The 16,112-nt window shown below is 37.5% G+C and carries 13 protein-coding genes; 9 read left to right on the forward strand and 4 right to left on the reverse strand.

Features of this window, described 5'->3' with window-relative positions; genetic code table 11:
* Positions 1–47 precede the first annotated feature (47 nt).
* The 3 genes from ACZ1GR_RS09045 (at position 48) to ACZ1GR_RS09055 (ending at position 4,349) form a co-directional block, all read left to right on the forward strand.
* On the forward strand, positions 48–992 hold the full coding sequence (locus ACZ1GR_RS09045; RefSeq protein ID WP_472608676.1) for a carbohydrate kinase family protein: 945 nt from the start codon (positions 48–50) through the stop codon (positions 990–992).
* Complete coding sequence (locus ACZ1GR_RS09050; protein ID WP_472608677.1) at positions 993–2,924, forward strand: alpha-amylase family protein; 1,932 nt, start codon at positions 993–995, stop codon at positions 2,922–2,924.
* A 159-nt stretch (positions 2,925–3,083) separates the two neighbouring features.
* Entirely contained in the window at positions 3,084–4,349 is a 1,266-nt protein-coding gene (locus ACZ1GR_RS09055) for a serine hydrolase domain-containing protein (RefSeq protein WP_472608678.1), read from the forward strand.
* A 289-nt stretch (positions 4,350–4,638) separates the two neighbouring features.
* On the opposite strand, the gene ACZ1GR_RS09060 is transcribed toward ACZ1GR_RS09055, so the two are convergent.
* Positions 4,639–5,694 carry an IS110 family RNA-guided transposase gene (locus tag ACZ1GR_RS09060; RefSeq protein ID WP_472608679.1) on the reverse strand — a complete coding sequence of 352 codons (1,056 nt, stop codon included), beginning with the start codon at positions 5,692–5,694 and terminating at the stop codon, positions 4,639–4,641.
* A 617-nt stretch (positions 5,695–6,311) separates the two neighbouring features.
* Here ACZ1GR_RS09060 and ACZ1GR_RS09065 point away from each other — a divergent pair.
* On the forward strand, positions 6,312–7,088 hold the full coding sequence (locus tag ACZ1GR_RS09065; protein ID WP_472608680.1) for a DUF6090 family protein: 777 nt from the start codon (positions 6,312–6,314) through the stop codon (positions 7,086–7,088).
* 282 nt (positions 7,089–7,370) lie between these two features.
* Complete coding sequence (locus ACZ1GR_RS09070) at positions 7,371–8,234, forward strand: hypothetical protein (RefSeq protein WP_472608681.1); 864 nt, start codon at positions 7,371–7,373, stop codon at positions 8,232–8,234.
* A 119-nt stretch (positions 8,235–8,353) separates the two neighbouring features.
* On the opposite strand, the gene ACZ1GR_RS09075 is transcribed toward ACZ1GR_RS09070, so the two are convergent.
* The 3 genes from ACZ1GR_RS09075 to ACZ1GR_RS09085 all read right to left on the reverse strand — a co-directional run bounded on the left by ACZ1GR_RS09075 (position 8,354) and on the right by ACZ1GR_RS09085 (position 11,336).
* Positions 8,354–9,490: a DUF5929 domain-containing protein gene (locus ACZ1GR_RS09075; protein ID WP_472608682.1), complete on the reverse strand. Its 1,137-nt coding sequence runs from the start codon at positions 9,488–9,490 to the stop codon at positions 8,354–8,356.
* Positions 9,491–9,700: 210 nt separating this feature from the next.
* The gene (locus tag ACZ1GR_RS09080) at positions 9,701–10,450 is read right to left on the reverse strand and encodes an SDR family NAD(P)-dependent oxidoreductase (protein ID WP_472608683.1); all 750 of its coding nucleotides are present in this window, start codon (positions 10,448–10,450) and stop codon (positions 9,701–9,703) included.
* A gap of 13 nt (positions 10,451–10,463) precedes the next feature.
* Positions 10,464–11,336 (reverse strand): aldo/keto reductase, encoded by an 873-nt coding sequence (locus ACZ1GR_RS09085; RefSeq protein WP_472608684.1) that lies wholly within the window; start codon positions 11,334–11,336, stop codon positions 10,464–10,466.
* Positions 11,337–11,494: 158 nt separating this feature from the next.
* On the opposite strand from ACZ1GR_RS09085, the gene ACZ1GR_RS09090 reads away from it, so the two are divergent.
* From ACZ1GR_RS09090 to ACZ1GR_RS09105, 4 genes are all read left to right on the forward strand, one after another.
* On the forward strand, positions 11,495–12,496 hold the full coding sequence (locus ACZ1GR_RS09090) for an AAA family ATPase (RefSeq protein ID WP_377766218.1): 1,002 nt from the start codon (positions 11,495–11,497) through the stop codon (positions 12,494–12,496).
* Between the two features lie 87 nt (positions 12,497–12,583).
* Positions 12,584–13,450, forward strand: coding sequence for a DUF58 domain-containing protein (locus tag ACZ1GR_RS09095; protein ID WP_472608685.1), 867 nt, complete (start codon positions 12,584–12,586; stop codon positions 13,448–13,450).
* Positions 13,451–13,453: 3 nt separating this feature from the next.
* The gene (locus tag ACZ1GR_RS09100; RefSeq protein WP_472608686.1) at positions 13,454–15,112 is read left to right on the forward strand and encodes a hypothetical protein; all 1,659 of its coding nucleotides are present in this window, start codon (positions 13,454–13,456) and stop codon (positions 15,110–15,112) included.
* Complete coding sequence (locus tag ACZ1GR_RS09105) at positions 15,112–16,110, forward strand: vWA domain-containing protein (RefSeq protein WP_472608687.1); 999 nt, start codon at positions 15,112–15,114, stop codon at positions 16,108–16,110. The genes ACZ1GR_RS09100 and ACZ1GR_RS09105 overlap by 1 nt, the downstream gene beginning before the upstream one ends.
* The last annotated feature ends 2 nt before the right edge of the window (positions 16,111–16,112 follow it).

Below are 16,112 nucleotides of genomic sequence, written 5' to 3' on the forward strand. Positions count from 1 at the left end.
TAAGTACGTTTTCTGTGTACCTTGTGTTATTAAAATATCATGAAGGCATGACTCGAGTCTTTTGTATAGGTGAATTATTGATTGATTTTGTGGCCGAAAACCAAGGCAGTAATCTTTCAAAAGCAATGAATTTTACCAAAAAAGCGGGTGGTGCACCGGCCAATGTGGCTTGTGCCATTGCCAAACTCGGCGGAAAAAGTTCTTTTATAGGCTGTGTGGGCAAAGATTCCTTTGGAAGTTTTTTATTGGATGTTTTGAAAAATGAAGGTGTGGATATTTCTATGGCCCAACGTTCAAATATCTTTACGACTTTGGCCTTTGTCTCTATTGCAGAAGACGGCGAACGTGATTTTGTTTTTAATAGAGGTGCCGATGAGCAATTGAAATACGATTCTTCTATAAAAACTGAATTCAAAAAAAATATATTGCACTTTGGCGCGGCTACTGCCTTACTTGGCGGGCCTCTTGAAAAAGCTTACGGACATTATCTTTTTGATGGGCTTTGCAATGAATCTTTTATCGCTTTTGACCCAAATTTTAGAAGTGACCTTTGGGGCGATGATGAAGCTACATTTACAAAAAAGTGTATGCCCTATATTGAAAAATCGCACCTGTGTAAATTTAGTTTGGAGGAGGCCTTGCTATTATCAGGCAAAGATACCGTTGAAGAAGCCTGCGCTTTTTTACATGAGATAGGGGCAGAAATAATCACAGTTACCTTAGGAAAGGAAGGAACTTTTGTCAGCACCAAAACACTTCAAAAAACCGTACCAAGCATAGCTGTTTCAGCAGTAGATACCACTGGCGCGGGAGATGCATTTATTGGCTGCCTTCTTTATCAAATTAGCCTTTTACCCAGTATCGAAGCTCTGTTCAATGATGATCAAGCACTATTGAAAATGGTCGAGAAAGCCAATAAAGCCGGAGCTATTACCGCAACCAAGTTTGGCGCCATTGTAGCGCTACCCAGTTTAACCCAACTAGAGGCCTAAATGAATCAAGCCGCATTACACAAACTACTTTCTTCTAAAAAAGAAGGTCAAAGTTTAAATGAGCTATTCGAATTACGTTTTAGCACTAACCTTACTTTAATAAAAGACTTATTTTTTTCCCTATATCCAGAAGAACATTACAGGCCAACATTTGAAAAACTCTTAAAACAGCTCCACGAGCTTTTTAAAACCAGACCAGAAAATCTAAAACAGCTTGATATTGTTCGTTTAAAAAAAGGCAATTGGTATCAATCTGAAAAATTGGTTGGCACACAACTCTATGTGGACCACTTTAACAAAGACATTAAAGGCCTGCACAAAAAGCTTTCTTATTTTGAAGAATTAGGCATAAACTTTTTGCATCTTATGCCCCTTACCACAAGACCTGAGGGAGAAAATGATGGAGGTTATGCCGTAAATAGTTATGACCAAATCGATAAAAAGTACGGAACCCAAAAAGATTTCGAAAAACTAACTGCAGCGCTACGAGATAAAGAAATGTACCTAATGCTAGATTTCGTGGTAAACCATACTTCTAACGAATATCCTTGGGCCAAAAAGGCAATGGCCGGTAATAAAAAATATCAAGAATATTATTACACTTATACGGATCGTGAAGTTCCTGATGAGTTCGAACACAACCTACCAGAAATCTTTCCTGAAACCGCACCTGGCAATTACACTTTCGTGCCAGAGATGAATAAGTGGGTCATGACTTGCTTCAATAATTACCAATGGGATTTAAATTATACCAATCCTGAAGTTTTTCTAGAAATGCTAACTAATTTGGTAAACCTAGTAAATCTTGGTGTTGACGTCGTTCGGTTCGATGCTTTGGCCTTTCTTTGGAAAAAAAAGGGAACCATCTCTCAAAACCTTCCTGAAGCACATGTACTTACTTCACTTTTTAGAATGTGTTTGCAGATTGTTGCCCCAGGAAGTATTCTATTGGCAGAAGCTATTGTAGCCCCAACCGATATCATTAAATACTTTGGTGAGGGTAACAAAACTGGCAACGAATGTGAAGTTGCCTATAATGCTTCATTAATGGCTTTATTATGGAATTCCATTGCTACAAAAGAAACAGTTCTTTTACAAAAAAGTTTGACCACTATTCCGCAAAAGCCCAAATACTGCACTTGGATAAATTATATACGATGTCATGACGATATAGGGCTTGGCTTAGATGACCGCTTTATACATGAAATGGGTTGGAATCCGCAAGATCATCGAAAATTTCTGCTCGACTATTATTGCCAAAAACTAGATTGGTCACCCGCAAAAGGATTGCTCTTTATGTACAACCCAAAAACGGGCGATGGCAGAATTACAGGTAGTGCCGCGTCATTGTTAGGCTTAGAAAAAGGTATTGAAGAGAATGATACTACTTTGATAAGGGAATCTGTAGCTAAAATTATTATGCTGCATGGTATTATTTTAGCTTTTGGTGGAATCCCATTAATTTATGCAGGTGATGAAATTGCTACGTTAAATGATTATTCTTTTCTAAAAGATAAAGATAGAAAAGATGATAATAGATGGGTAAATCGCCCCTATCAAAATTGGAATATTATTGCTGATTTAGATAAAAAAGACACGCCACAGACTAAAGTGTTTTTTGCTTTAAAAAACATGATTGCGCTGCGTAAAAAGCATCCATTCTTTGCTGATGAGAACAATATTGAACTTCACCGTACCAATAACAATCATATTCTAATTTTTGAAAGAAAAGGAGAGAAAAAAGACGGGGTTTTAGTCATTTGTAATTTTAATAATACCAGAGAAGTAATAGATGGAGGGTTTCTAGAAAAACTAGGTTATCTTAAAAACAAAGAATTTAAAGATTTGATAACTGCTAAAAAGACCAAATTGAATAGTGGGTTTCTAGAAATTAAGCCTTATCAATTAGTATGGGCTAGAAAAATGGATTAGGAGTATAAAAGTCGTTTGTAAATGCATACTATACTTCTAAAACCCTATAAACAATACTATTTCAATGGATTTCATTAAATTACTATAAAATAGAAATAAACAAACTAGTTTGTTTATTCGTGCGTTATGCTCAATTTCTAAAAACCGAACGTATTAAAGATGAACTATTACAGACTACTGCTTCTTTTATTAATTTTTCCATTTTCTAGTGCGTTAGCACAAACATATAAGGATTTCTCTAATGAAGAAAGACAGTCTATAATAAATAAATGGAATTTGGATAATTGGGATGATGGTGGTGAAATTTCTCGTTACATATTTTTAAATATGCCTGAATTTTGGACTCACGCTACAATCAGGGGAACTGGGTATATTAAAAGTTTAAAAGAAGATTATCGAAAAGAAATTGCAGAACTTAAGATTAATTCTCAATTGGGCGAAATGACACTTCAAGACTATGTGAAAAATAGTGAGAAAGTGGATGGTATGATTATATTACAAGGTGACGGAATTATATATGAAGCCTACCCAAGAATGCTTCCAAATGACAGACATCTTTATTGGTCAGTATCTAAAGTATTTGCTTCAACTATTATTGCAATTCTGGAAGACAGAAAGCAACTTGATGTAACAAAACCAATTGACCTTTACCTGACGGAACTTAAAGGTTCAGGATGGGAAAACGTGCCTATTATTGATATTCTTGATATGGCTTCTGGAATTGATTGTCGTGAATGGGTTGATGGTGCTTTCGAGAATCCAGAAACTTGTTATTATCAATTTGAAGCTTCTCTTGGATTTTTAAAACGCACTGAAAAGACCGCAGAAAATGCTTTTGCACACATTAAATCCTTGTCGTCTGCAAAAGCTTCGGGAAAGATATTTGAATACACTTCAGCAAACACGTTTGTCCTTTCTTGCTTAATTGAGAGATTAACTGGACTTTCATATGCGGAAAATATTGAACGTGAAATTTGGCAAAAAATTGGTGCGGAATCTGATGCGTTTATTACGCAAACCAATGGTACAAGTGTTTCTCACGCTGGAATCAGTTCTACACTTCGAGATTTAGCTCGTTTTGGATATATGTTTTTAACCGACAATCGTACAAAAGAAAACGCTTTCGTTTCCAAAGAATATTTTGATAAAATTCAAAATCAAGGTCGTCCTCAATTAATAACTGCATACGGTTCGGATAAATATATGCTTAACAATGAGAAAGTACATCACAACACCTATCAATGGGACAAAGTAATGGAAGATGGAGATTTTTATAAAGGTGGTTTTAGTGGTCAAGGACTTTTCATTTCACCTTCGCGAAATTTAGTAATAGCATTTTTTGGAACTGCAGATGAAAATGGAGTTTGGAATGAATTAGAAGATATTTCAAGACAGATTTCTAAATCAGACCTTTTTGATGAATAGAAATGAAAAAAACAGAGCATAACAATGGCTCCTATGAAAAGCCATAGTCCAGTGTCCCAAAGATAGTTAATATGTAATTTTTATCTTAAACCACTTTTTTCTTTTTAGTATAACTTGCTCAGCATCCTATATGTGATCGTCTTTAAAGTCGTCACCAGCATCTGTATGATTATAAGCTATAATACGTTCAATCACTTGCTAACCGATGTGATGACCTGAATACGGGCCTCACCTACATTGTTATGTGCTTTGAACGTTTGCCTTTAAATGAGCTTGGCTATCATTGTTTTTATTCTACTACCCCTATTTCATAGGGCGTCCTTGTTTTGATAACGGCCAATGTCCGGCTCAATAGCTTTCTGGCCACTTTAACGATTACTTTTTTAACGTTCTTTCCTTGGTGTTTCCTGTAATACCGCTGCATAATGGGGTCGGCACGTATCGCCTGCCATGATGCCTCAATGAAATAACTGCGCACCAAACGGTGCGCACGCATGGCCATTCCCGTATGTTTTAGAGTGTCCCCGCTTTGGTAAATGCCAGGGGAGAGACCAACATAGCCCGCCAGCTGTTTGATGTTCCTGAACCTTCGCAGGTCCCCCAGCTCGCTCAAGATGCCACTGGCAACTATGGGGCCGATTCCCGGGATACTGCGCAGGAGCATATAATCTTCTTTGTAATGTTTCTTGGTCCATTTGCGCAGTTGTGTGGAAACGTCCCTGAACTCCCGGTCGATGAACCTAAAGCTCCGCATGCGGCTCTCCAATGACTCCTTGCCCGTTTGGAACTCAAAGTCCAGGGCATCCAACCAATGCCTGAAACCATGGCTCCAGTGGTCGTTGTCGTACTGTTCGGGCACCTTGATACCATAATAGAGCAACTGCATCTTGATGTAGCTCTTTATCTGGCGCATGTCCTTCACAAGGTCGTTCCTCCTTCGGAACAGGCTGCGAAGCTGCTCACGCTTGGGATCCGGTACCTCGATACCGGCCAACCTGCCGTCCTTGAGCTCCCTTGCCAATAGTTGCGCATCTATGCTATCGGTCTTGGTATGGCGCTCCTTGCCACGGCGGAAAACATCCGCCGGGTTCACTACCATTGAATCCCAACCATAGGACTCAAAACAACGGTGGGCGGAATAACCGCAGCAGCCCGCCTCATAGACAGTGCTGACATGGTGGCCACCATAGTACTTGTTCACGTAGCTCTCCAATTGATAAGCGTCCGGAACCATGGAAAAGGTCTTGCCCATTCCGATATCAGTGGCACAATGTACCTTCCAGCTCCGTTTGTGGATGTCAATGCCAATGTATAACTTAGGTGTTGCAGTAATTTGAGTGTCCATATCTTAAGTTTTTTGCTAACCTTTAAGATACTCGACTTACTGCTTTTTCATAGATGCTATAGCAAATAGGGCATAAAGTGCCATATTTAAAGGTTTGGGCTTGTTTACTAAGTCCGCCAAATCTTTTGGATTTGGCAATTAAAAAAGAAAAATTAATTACAAAACAAAAAGCTCTGGCTCGCAGACCAGACGGAAACGAAAAGTTTCCTTGCCTGCCCTACTTGCCATAGCCGAACCGTTAGAGCACATTCAGCTGAAGCTGACTTTTTTTGCTCCGTGCCATGGCACTCCCGCCCAAAAAGAAATGTGCTCTAACGACCTGCTAAACCAAATTGCTTAATCACTTTTACTACAAACAGCTCCTAGCTGTCCGCTCAAGCGGCTAACGTGCAATAACATAAGCTAAAAGCAATTTGGCACGGTAATTTATACTCCCAATAACGCAAAATCAACAAGGGTACGTTCGCTAACGCGAACTACTTGACGAACTATATAGCGAATCTATAAGGATGACTAATATCCGCTACATAGTTGATTTGATTTTGCTATATTTCCGTAGAAATCACCGAACTGCGTTTAGCAGGTCGTTGTGCTTCATTATCAGAAACCACTAAACAATGATAAAATTCTTTAGAAAAATTAGACAAAAACTACTCTCTGAAAATAAATTCAGCAAGTATCTGATATATGCGATTGGAGAAATAGTACTTGTTGTAATCGGAATATTAATTGCTCTAAGTATTAGTAATTGGAACGAAAGGGAAAAGCTAAAAGTGGAAGAAATCAAGTTTCTAAAAAACTTCAAACAAAGTCTAAATGAGGATATAAAATACAATGATTTCAGATTTAACAAATATATGTCCAATAAAGAATCCATTTCCATTTTATTAAATCATCTTGAGCAAGATTTACCATATCATGATTCCTTGAATTACCATTTTGCAAACACTACACAGACTTGGATACCTAAAATAAATACTGAAGTCTTTGAAGCTCTAAAATCAAATGATTTAAATCTAATATCTAATGATGATTTAAGGGATGGATTAGTCAGTTATTATTCATGGTCGAACAATGCATTTGATAAACAAATAGCTCAATACGTTCAAAGAATTGAAGATGCAAATTCAACTCTTTTTAATTCGCGATTTAACGCTATGTGGAATGGGAATTACGAAAAGTATCGAGAGACAAAAATCTTTGACGACTTAGAGATTGAAATGATACCCAATAATTATAGTCAACTAAAAATGGATAAAGAGTTTATGTATTTTCTTCGAAGTCTTAGAAACCAATTTTATTGGGAGATTGAAGAAAGTCAGATGGGTCTTAATGAAAAGGTCAATGCTCTAATAAAATTAATTGACTCTGAATTAAAAACTACAAAAGAATAACGAAAGCACAACAAAACCTAAACGTAATGCGGACTTTAGGGCAAAACCGAAAGGTCTGTGTATATTTATGAAGTCGCTAAATCTTATGGATTTAGCTTTGGACAAGAAAAAATAAAACTAAACAATAAGCTTTAGCTTCGGAGTATGGCGCAAAAGGAATCGCATCTCTAAAACCGCACTACGCTTAGCCCGAGCGTTGGCGGTAATTAGAGTTAATAATTAAACATGCGAATTAATTTCATAACATACATCTTACTTTTAATCCTTTTTAGTTCTTGTAATTTGAAAAAGGAAAAGTCAAAGAAATCTGAAATCCAAACGAATGTTGTTTCATACTTTGGCCAAAGTCCTCCTAATATGGAACCTGTGATTTTTGCACCTAATATTGTTTCAATAAATGGAAGAAACGAATATGGAATTTCCTTTTCACCAAGTTTAGATGAACTCTATTTCTCGGCAAGTAAAAATGATTCTTTACCTGTTATCTACTTCTCTGAACTCGAAAATGGAAAATGGACATCGCCCGCGAAAATAAGTTTCACAAAAGGAATAAAAGATGCCGAAATGCATCCATTTGTTGACTTGAAAAATGATAAAATATACTTCACAGCTCACAATACGGACTATACCGACACAAAAATTTGGTACGTGAATCGTTTAGAAAATTCATGGAGTGATGCCGAAAAATTAAATTCTCCAATTAATGATGATGAAGTCTTTTACTTAAATCAGTCCAATAATGGAGATTTCTTTTATACGAACATTTCGAAATTTAAAATATTCTATGCGTCTAAGGGGAATGAAAAACTCGATGAAGTTAAAGATAGTCGGATTGAATTTGGTATTCACGGATTCATTTCACCAGAACAAGATTACTTATTGTTAAATGCTCGAAATAAAGAAAACAAAGGCAGAAAGGACAATGACATTTATGTTTGCTTTAAGGAGGAGAACGGTAAATGGACAATTCCAATAAATTTAGGGACAAGAATAAATACAACTTATGACGAGACTTGTCCAAGTTTAACTCCCGACGGTAAATATTTATTATTTAGTAGATATAACGAAGAAAATGAATTATCAAATTTTTATTGGGTAAGCTCAGAAGTAATTAAAAAATTAAACCCTATAAACTTAGAAAACTAATTGAACGAAATAAATAACTACCGCCAACAAAGAACAGAGGTAAAAAACAAGTCTTTTGTTATTTCTGATTTATACAAGTAAAATAATCAAAATCAAACTTAAGACGTGTAACTATTTAACTAACTATACCTCACTTTTCTTAACACACGCAGGGCCTCTTTTAATGATAGGTGTACCCTTTTATCAATCTTCTTTAAAATAACCCTAGCTTTTTCCATTTGATCTTTGGCTTCTTCAAAGCCATTTAAATAGCAAATTAAATACGTGTCTGGCAAGTGGTTTAAATCCTCAAGTTCAGAGGAATTTAGTTGAATTCCCTTTTCCAATTTTTTTATTAAGGCATTATTCGTATTTAAAATATGATGGAGCGTCTTTTTATCATATTGTGGTGGATCAAAAACTAAGTTGCTATTTATTGTATATTTTCCATTTTCCGAAAAAGTTATTGTCACCTCTTCCAAAGGGTAATATTTTTGTTGCTTTCCCAGACCTAGCTGCACATATTCTAGTGTTGTAAAGGAGTCTTCATCATAAGAAATGGTAATCTCATCAAGAGCGGAGTAAAATAGTTTTACCTGTTCATTAATAAGCTCGATGTCAACCCGGGAATAGTACATATCGTCTCCCACCTTTTTTTGATTTCCAGCCCAACAGACCACAAATTGTTCCTTAAAAACCTTGTAATTGCTCGTTAAATCGGCATGGCGATTATTTATAAAATCGATAACTCCGTCTAGCGTCAGTTCAATATTATTACGCGCGTGCTGCTCAATGGTCGCTACTTTTTCAGAATTAATGTCCTCTAGCTTGACATCAAAGGCTTTTGGTAAGCTGATACTACCTTCCCTAAAAAAAACCGCACCACCATAATACTTCCATATATTCTTTCGTAGTGCACAAACTTTACCGCTCGAGGTAATGGTAACCAAACCTACCACCTTACCTTCGGGCAAATGCGGAAAAGGAATATTCTCGTAGGCAATTTTTGGAGGATTATCTAGATATGCGTTGACCAGATTCTGAATTTTGCTATCATCAAAAAAGTCTACCCCTACAATCTTGTTGTCTTCATCCTCAACTCCAATTACAATAAACGAATTGTTTTTAGGGTTACTGTTTGCCAAGGCACAGACATGCTTTAAGAATTTAGCCTTGCCTTCTTTTTCGCCTATAGCGATAAAACGTTTCTTGTCATAAAAACTATTCTCATCGTTATGAGCGAGAAGGTTTTTTACAAGAAGACGTTTGTTGATCATAGCTAAAACAAAACTGTTATTTAATTTGATGATATTCGTCAGTTCGAGTGAAATTTGCGATAGTAAATGAGTAAATTTTGTATCGAGAACAAGAATTTTCCACCTAAACTAGTTCTCGATACTATTTTTCGTACCTCAAAATCACTCGAACTGACATATAACTATATTTTGACCACTATCCCTGATTCGTTTGTTCCTCCCAACTCGAAACTATTTTCTTTTCACGATAATGCTACTTGCCTGAGCGGTACACATAACAACCAAATCGGCAATGTTCACGTGGTATGGCCTTGTAACCACAAAGTGTATAATATCGGCAATATCTTCAGGTCTTAGTGCTTCAAAGCCTTGATACACTTTTTCTGCCCTTTCTGAATCTCCCTTAAACCGAACTTCACTAAATTCGGTTTCTACCAAACCAGGGTTTATGGCTCCTACCCGAATGCCGTAATCATTTAAATCTAATCGCATACCTTGGTTGATGGCGTCAACGGCATGTTTTGAGGCACAATACACATTACCTTTAGGGTAAACTTCTTTGCCGGCCGTAGAACCGATGTTTATGATATGCCCCGCTTTACGTGCAACCATCTGCGGCATAACAGCCTTTGACACATACAAAAGCCCCTTAACGTTGATGTCTAACATAGCATCCCAATCATCAAGGCTTCCTTCATCAACTTTATCCAAGCCATGAGCGTTTCCGGCATTGTTAATTAAAATGTCTATTTTGGAAAATGGTTCTTTTAAAGATTCTATCTGTTTGAATACAAGATTTTTATCACGAACATCAAAATTCAATGTTGTTACTTCCGTAAGGTTTCCCAGTTTCTTTTTTAATTGGTCAAGCCGTTCTTGTCGACGTCCGCAGAGAATCAATCGAAAGCCGTTTTTGGCAAAAAGTTCAGCGGTAGCTTTTCCTATTCCACTTGTAGCCCCAGTAATCAATGAAGTTTTCATTATGTGTAATTTTTTATGGTACTTGTTCCCCCTTGCTCGCTTCAAGCAATACGAACCAATCTTCTAATTCTAGTGCTATGGAAACCGCTTCCATTGAAGCTTTTAAACGTTCCTTTGTTGCCGTGCCCACTACGGGATAAATTCCTACAGGATGTTTTAAAATAAAGGCCAAAAGCAACTGACTTTCATCTGCGTTATACTTTTCCTTTAAGGCTTCCATCACTGCTTTTATGCGGGAGTTCTGCTCATTTTCTTCTCTAAAATAGTTTCCCAGTGGACTCCAAGACATTGCCATTCTATTTTTAGCAATACAATCATCAAAAGTGCCATCATACATGGGTTGGTCATGGGTCAACGAGAATTCCACTTGATTGCCCGTAACCGATAATCTGGTTTCTAGCATTGCTATCTGTGAAGGTGAGAAATTAGAAACCCCAAAAGCTTTTATCTTACCATCCGCCATAAGTTTTTGAATACCCTCGGCGATTTCATCGGGTTGCATTAACGGGCTTGGTCTATGCAAGAGTAATAAGTCTAGGTAATCTGTTTGTAACTTTTTTAATGATTGTTCCGCTGACCAAATAATATAATCGGCATCATATTGGTAATGGGCTACTTTGTTGTTTCGACCGCTTGTCATTTGTATACCACACTTACTTATCAATTGAATTTTTGACCGGTCTAAGCCGCTTTTGGCATAAGCCTTTCCAAAGCCCGTTTCATTTTCATAATCGCCATAAATATCGGCATGGTCAAAAGTGGTAATTCCAACTTCGACACAGTAATTCATCACATCTGTTATTTCGGATATTGAAAGCCGTTTTCCCCAACTTCCCCAGGTCATGGTTCCGGCAATAATTTTTGAGTATAAATTAGTTTCTTGCATATGCAGTGAATTTATAAAATTAATCCCTTAAACTCTTCATAAAACTTGGGGTTTCAAAGTTTTTTTAACCAATAATTAACAGGTGAATTTTAAATAAATTTTCATTTTGCACTCTGTTAAAATTCTGAATTAAAATATAAGCAATCACATAATTTCCTATGGAAGAAAATACTACGATAGACATAAGCGCCGTAAACGAGAAAATTGCTCAAGAAAGTGCTTTTATAGACCTACTTACACTGGAAATGAATAAAGCCATTGTTGGGCAAAACCATATGATCGAGCGACTGCTCATAGGGCTGTTAGGGCAAGGTCATATTTTACTGGAAGGTGTGCCGGGTTTAGCAAAAACATTGGCCATTAATACCTTGGCAAAGGCTGTCAAAGGTAGTTTTAGTAGAATTCAGTTTACCCCTGATCTTTTACCTGCAGATGTTGTAGGTACGATGATCTACAATATAAAAGAGAACGATTTCTCGATTAAAAAAGGACCCATTTTTGCCAACTTTGTATTGGCAGATGAAATCAACCGTGCGCCCGCAAAAGTACAATCTGCGCTACTAGAGGCGATGCAAGAAAAGCAGGTTACCATTGGTGATGAAACTTTTAAACTAACGCCTCCATTCTTGGTAATGGCCACGCAAAACCCTGTTGAACAAGAAGGAACTTACCCTTTGCCAGAAGCCCAGGTCGACCGTTTTATGCTGAAAACGGTAATAGATTATCCAAAACTGAACGAAGAACAATTGATCATACGCCAAAACCTCAACGGAGGAGGTGAGGCCATTAAGCCGGTAATTACCGTTAAACAGATTCTTAGTGCCCAAAAGGCAGTTCGCGAGGTTTATATGGATGAGAAAATTGAAAAATATATTCTTGATATTGTTTTTGCTACTCGATATCCAGAAAAATATAACCTTGAAAATTTAAAACCCCTAATTAGTTTTGGGGCTTCCCCGAGAGGAAGTATCAACCTTGCCAATGCTTCTAAGTGCTATGCATTTATTAAACGAAGAGGATATGTAATACCCGAAGATGTTCGTGCCGTCGTACATGACGTTCTTCGTCATAGAATTGGAATTACATACGAGGCCGAAGCAGAGAATATTACTTCAGAAGAAATCATAAACAAGATTGTAAACGAGGTTGAAGTGCCTTAAATCAGTTGTCAGTGAAACGGCAAAAAGTGCTTAAAGCTGCATTACAAGCATTGACCGCTGCATACTAATCCCTGTTTACTGAACTAAATGAATACAAAAGAGTTACTTAAGAAAGTACGGAAGATTGAGATCAAGACACGACGGTTGTCCGATCATATCTTTGGAGGAGAGTACCACTCTACCTTTAAGGGGCGGGGTATGACGTTTAGTGAGGTTAGGCAGTACCAATTTGGCGATGATGTGCGTTCGATAGACTGGAATGTTACCGCACGCTATAACGAACCATACGTTAAAGTATTTGAAGAAGAGCGTGAGCTGACCATGATGCTCATGGTAGATGTTAGTGGCTCTGAACTTTTTGCAACTACCAATCAGTTTAAGAAAGACGTGCTTACCGAAATATCGGCCACCCTGGCTTTCTCGGCAATGCAGAACAATGATAAAGTAGGTCTTATTTTATTCTCCAACGAAGTAGAGCTTTTTATTCCTCCAAAAAAAGGAAAAAGTCATGTGCTTAGAATTATTCGTGAACTACTAGAGTTTAAGCCTCAAAGTAAAGAAACCAATATAGCCGAAGCACTTAAGTTTCTTACCAATGTGATGAAGAAAAAGGCAATCGTTTTTGTTCTCTCAGATTTTATTGCTGATGCTTACGACAATACACTTCGCATTGTAGGAAATAAACATGATGTTACGGGCATACGAGTTTACGATGAGAAAGAAGAATATATCCCGAATCTAGGAATGATTCAGGTGCAGGACACCGAAACTGGTGGGGTCAAATTAGTAAATACTAGCTCAAAAAAAGTGCGCCATGAATATTGGCGTTACCATTTAGAAAAAGTGGATTATTTTAATACTGCATTTACAAAGTCTGGAAGCGGTGTTATTGATTGCCGCGTAGATGAAAGCTATGTGAAAAAGTTGTTGGGCTATTTTAAACGAAGAGGTTAATACATGAGAGTTCAAAATTTAAAGTTTAATGTTCAATGTTTTGCAAGGGTCGTTTGCAAGGCTATTACGTTTTGCTTTTTAATTTCTTCTCTTTCTAATTATGCCCAAGACTCAAGAGTTTCAGCTGAGATAGATACTACCACAATTAAGATAGGAGAACAGATACAGTACAAAATAACTGTAGAAACAGACTCTTTAAACCTTGTTTATTTCCCCGAAGACCAAACTTTTTCTCCTGTAGAAATGGTTGAGGCACTGAAAATAGATACCACAAAAAATAAAGACAGGGTTACTTTGCAACGAATTTATGCCCTTACACAATTTGACAGCGGAGCCTATACTATTCCACCCCAACGTATTGCCATAAACGAAGAACCATTTTTTACCGATTCTTTTAGAATTAGGGTCGGAGACGTAGCAGTAGATACCACTAAGCAGAAGTTATACGATATTAAACCGCTCATTGAAGTGGAGAAAAGCAACGCCAAACTCTGGATAATTGCCTTTTTTATTTTATTGGGAGTGTTTATGCTCGGTGCTTTGGTCTACTGGTTTTTCTTGAGAAAAAAACCATTAACAGAAGAAGAAAAAGTAGCCCTGCTACCGCCATTTGATCGTGCACTTTTACAGTTGAAAGAGTTAGAAAATTCGCGGTATTTAATTCAAGATGAATACAAAAAATACTATTCGGAACTTACCGATATCGTGCGTTCTTACTTAGAGGAAGATGCCCACGTATCGGCCCTAGAAAGTACTACCGACCAACTTATTGAAAAGTTAGAACTTTTAAAAGATGCTGGAGAACTGGCCATTGAAGATGAAACTTTAACGCAATTCAAAAAAGTTTTACAAACAGCAGATTTGGTAAAGTTCGCGAAATCAAAGCCGCCTACATCGGTAGCCGAACAAGACCGCATTTTAGTTGAAAATATTGTTGTTAAAACCAAAGAAGCACTCCCTGAACCCACAGAAGAAGAATTGCTTCAAAATGAAGCGTATTTAGAAGAACTCGAAAAGAAAAAACAACGCAAGCGCATCTATATTGCTGCGGCCGTTTTTGGTGGTTTAGTATTACTTGGTGGTGGAGCTTCCCTTGCTTACTATGGTTTTAAAACTGTTAAAGACACTGTTTTCGGCTATCCCACAAAAGATTTATTAGAGGGAGAATGGGTAAATAGTTCTTATGGCTATCCCCCAATAGATATAAAAACCCCAGAAGTTTTAATAAGACAAGACCAAGAGTTGCCCGATGAAGTTCGTGAGGCCTTACAAAGCATTCAGATATTCTCTTCTGGCAGTACACTCGGTGTCTTTTCCGTTACCGCCAGTTCAGCCACTTTCAAAGAACAAAAAGAGGCCAATTTTGAAGGAGCTATCGGGAACGCACTGGCTACTTTTGAAGCTCAGGGAATTAGAAATATCATTCCAAAACAAGAAGAATTTGTTTCAAAATCTGGTGTACAGGGCATAAAGACTTATGGCTCTGGGCAATACCAAGACCCCTTATCAAAAGACAAAAAGAAAATTAAATACGCCATTGTACTTTTCGGCGGTAAGGGTTTCATGCAACAAGTACTAATGACTTGGGAAGATGGTGATGACTATGCGGAAAAAATTGTTGAACGAATATTGGCTTCGGTCGATGTAAAAACGCAGGCTTAATGTTAGAGAATATAGAGTTTGCAAATCCCGGATTGTTTTGGCTGCTGTTACTGCTGCCTTTAGCAATATTGTGGTACGTTCTTACACGCAAAAGTCAAGTAGCTTCCTTAAAAATATCAAGTACCAAAGGATTTAGAACTTCAAATTTTCTTTCCAAGCTCAAACCCTTGCTTTTCGTGCTGCGACTTTTAGCGCTTGCCGCGGTGATTACCGCCTTGGCCAGGCCTCAAACCAAAGAAGTTTCTACTAGAACGAAAACTACAAAGGGTATTGACATTGTAATGGCTATAGATGTTTCTTCAAGTATGCTGGCCAGAGATTTAAAGCCTAATAGGTTAGATGCCCTTAAAGATGTTGCGGAAGACTTTATCAGAAAACGCCCAAACGATAGAATAGGTCTTGTGGCCTATGCGGGCGAAAGCTATACAAAAACACCCATCACAAGTGATAAATCCATTGTTTTAGCCGCGTTAAGAGATATCGATTATGGTCAGCTTGAAGACGGCACTGCAATTGGTATGGGTCTAGCTACTTCGGTCAATAGACTCAAAGAGAGTAAGGCAATAAGTAAAGTGATTATTCTTTTGACCGATGGTGTAAACAATGCTGGTTTTATAGAACCCCAAACTGCTGCAGACCTAGCTGTCGAATACGATATTAAGACGTATACGATAGGGCTAGGAACTAACGGAAACGCACTTACACCTATCGCTTATAAACGTGATGGTACGTTCCAGTTCGGAATGCGACAAGTAGAAATCGATGAAGGTTTGTTGCAAGATATTGCGGACCTCACGGGCGGAAAGTACTTTAGGGCAACCGACAATGACAAGCTTGAAGAAATTTATGATGAAATAAATAAGTTAGAAAAGACCGAAATAGAAGAATTCAAGTATACGAAATACGAAGAAAAGTTCAGGCCATGGGTGTTTTTGGCCGGAATTTTGTTACTATTAGAATGGATTTTAAGAGCAACAATATTTAAAAGTTTTATTTAAAA

The sequence above is a fragment of the Croceitalea sp. W27 genome (assembly GCF_055693185.1).

Bases quoted from the DNA above. Each gene is read 5' to 3' on its own strand.
- ACZ1GR_RS09060 (WP_472608679.1), bottom strand. From the start codon at position 5,694: ATGGACACTCAAATTACTGCAACACCTAAGTTATACATTGGCATTGAC.
- ACZ1GR_RS09075 (WP_472608682.1), bottom strand. From the start codon at position 9,490: ATGATCAACAAACGTCTTCTTGTAAAAAACCTTCTCGCTCATAACGAT.
- ACZ1GR_RS09105 (WP_472608687.1), top strand. From the start codon at position 15,112: ATGTTAGAGAATATAGAGTTTGCAAATCCCGGATTGTTTTGGCTGCTG.
- ACZ1GR_RS09065 (WP_472608680.1), top strand. From the start codon at position 6,312: ATGATAAAATTCTTTAGAAAAATTAGACAAAAACTACTCTCTGAAAAT.
- ACZ1GR_RS09085 (WP_472608684.1), bottom strand. From the start codon at position 11,336: ATGCAAGAAACTAATTTATACTCAAAAATTATTGCCGGAACCATGACC.
- ACZ1GR_RS09050 (WP_472608677.1), top strand. From the start codon at position 993: ATGAATCAAGCCGCATTACACAAACTACTTTCTTCTAAAAAAGAAGGT.
- ACZ1GR_RS09080 (WP_472608683.1), bottom strand. From the start codon at position 10,450: ATGAAAACTTCATTGATTACTGGGGCTACAAGTGGAATAGGAAAAGCT.
- ACZ1GR_RS09095 (WP_472608685.1), top strand. From the start codon at position 12,584: ATGAATACAAAAGAGTTACTTAAGAAAGTACGGAAGATTGAGATCAAG.
- ACZ1GR_RS09100 (WP_472608686.1), top strand. From the start codon at position 13,454: ATGAGAGTTCAAAATTTAAAGTTTAATGTTCAATGTTTTGCAAGGGTC.
- ACZ1GR_RS09055 (WP_472608678.1), top strand. From the start codon at position 3,084: ATGAACTATTACAGACTACTGCTTCTTTTATTAATTTTTCCATTTTCT.
- ACZ1GR_RS09045 (WP_472608676.1), top strand. From the start codon at position 48: ATGACTCGAGTCTTTTGTATAGGTGAATTATTGATTGATTTTGTGGCC.
- ACZ1GR_RS09090 (WP_377766218.1), top strand. From the start codon at position 11,495: ATGGAAGAAAATACTACGATAGACATAAGCGCCGTAAACGAGAAAATT.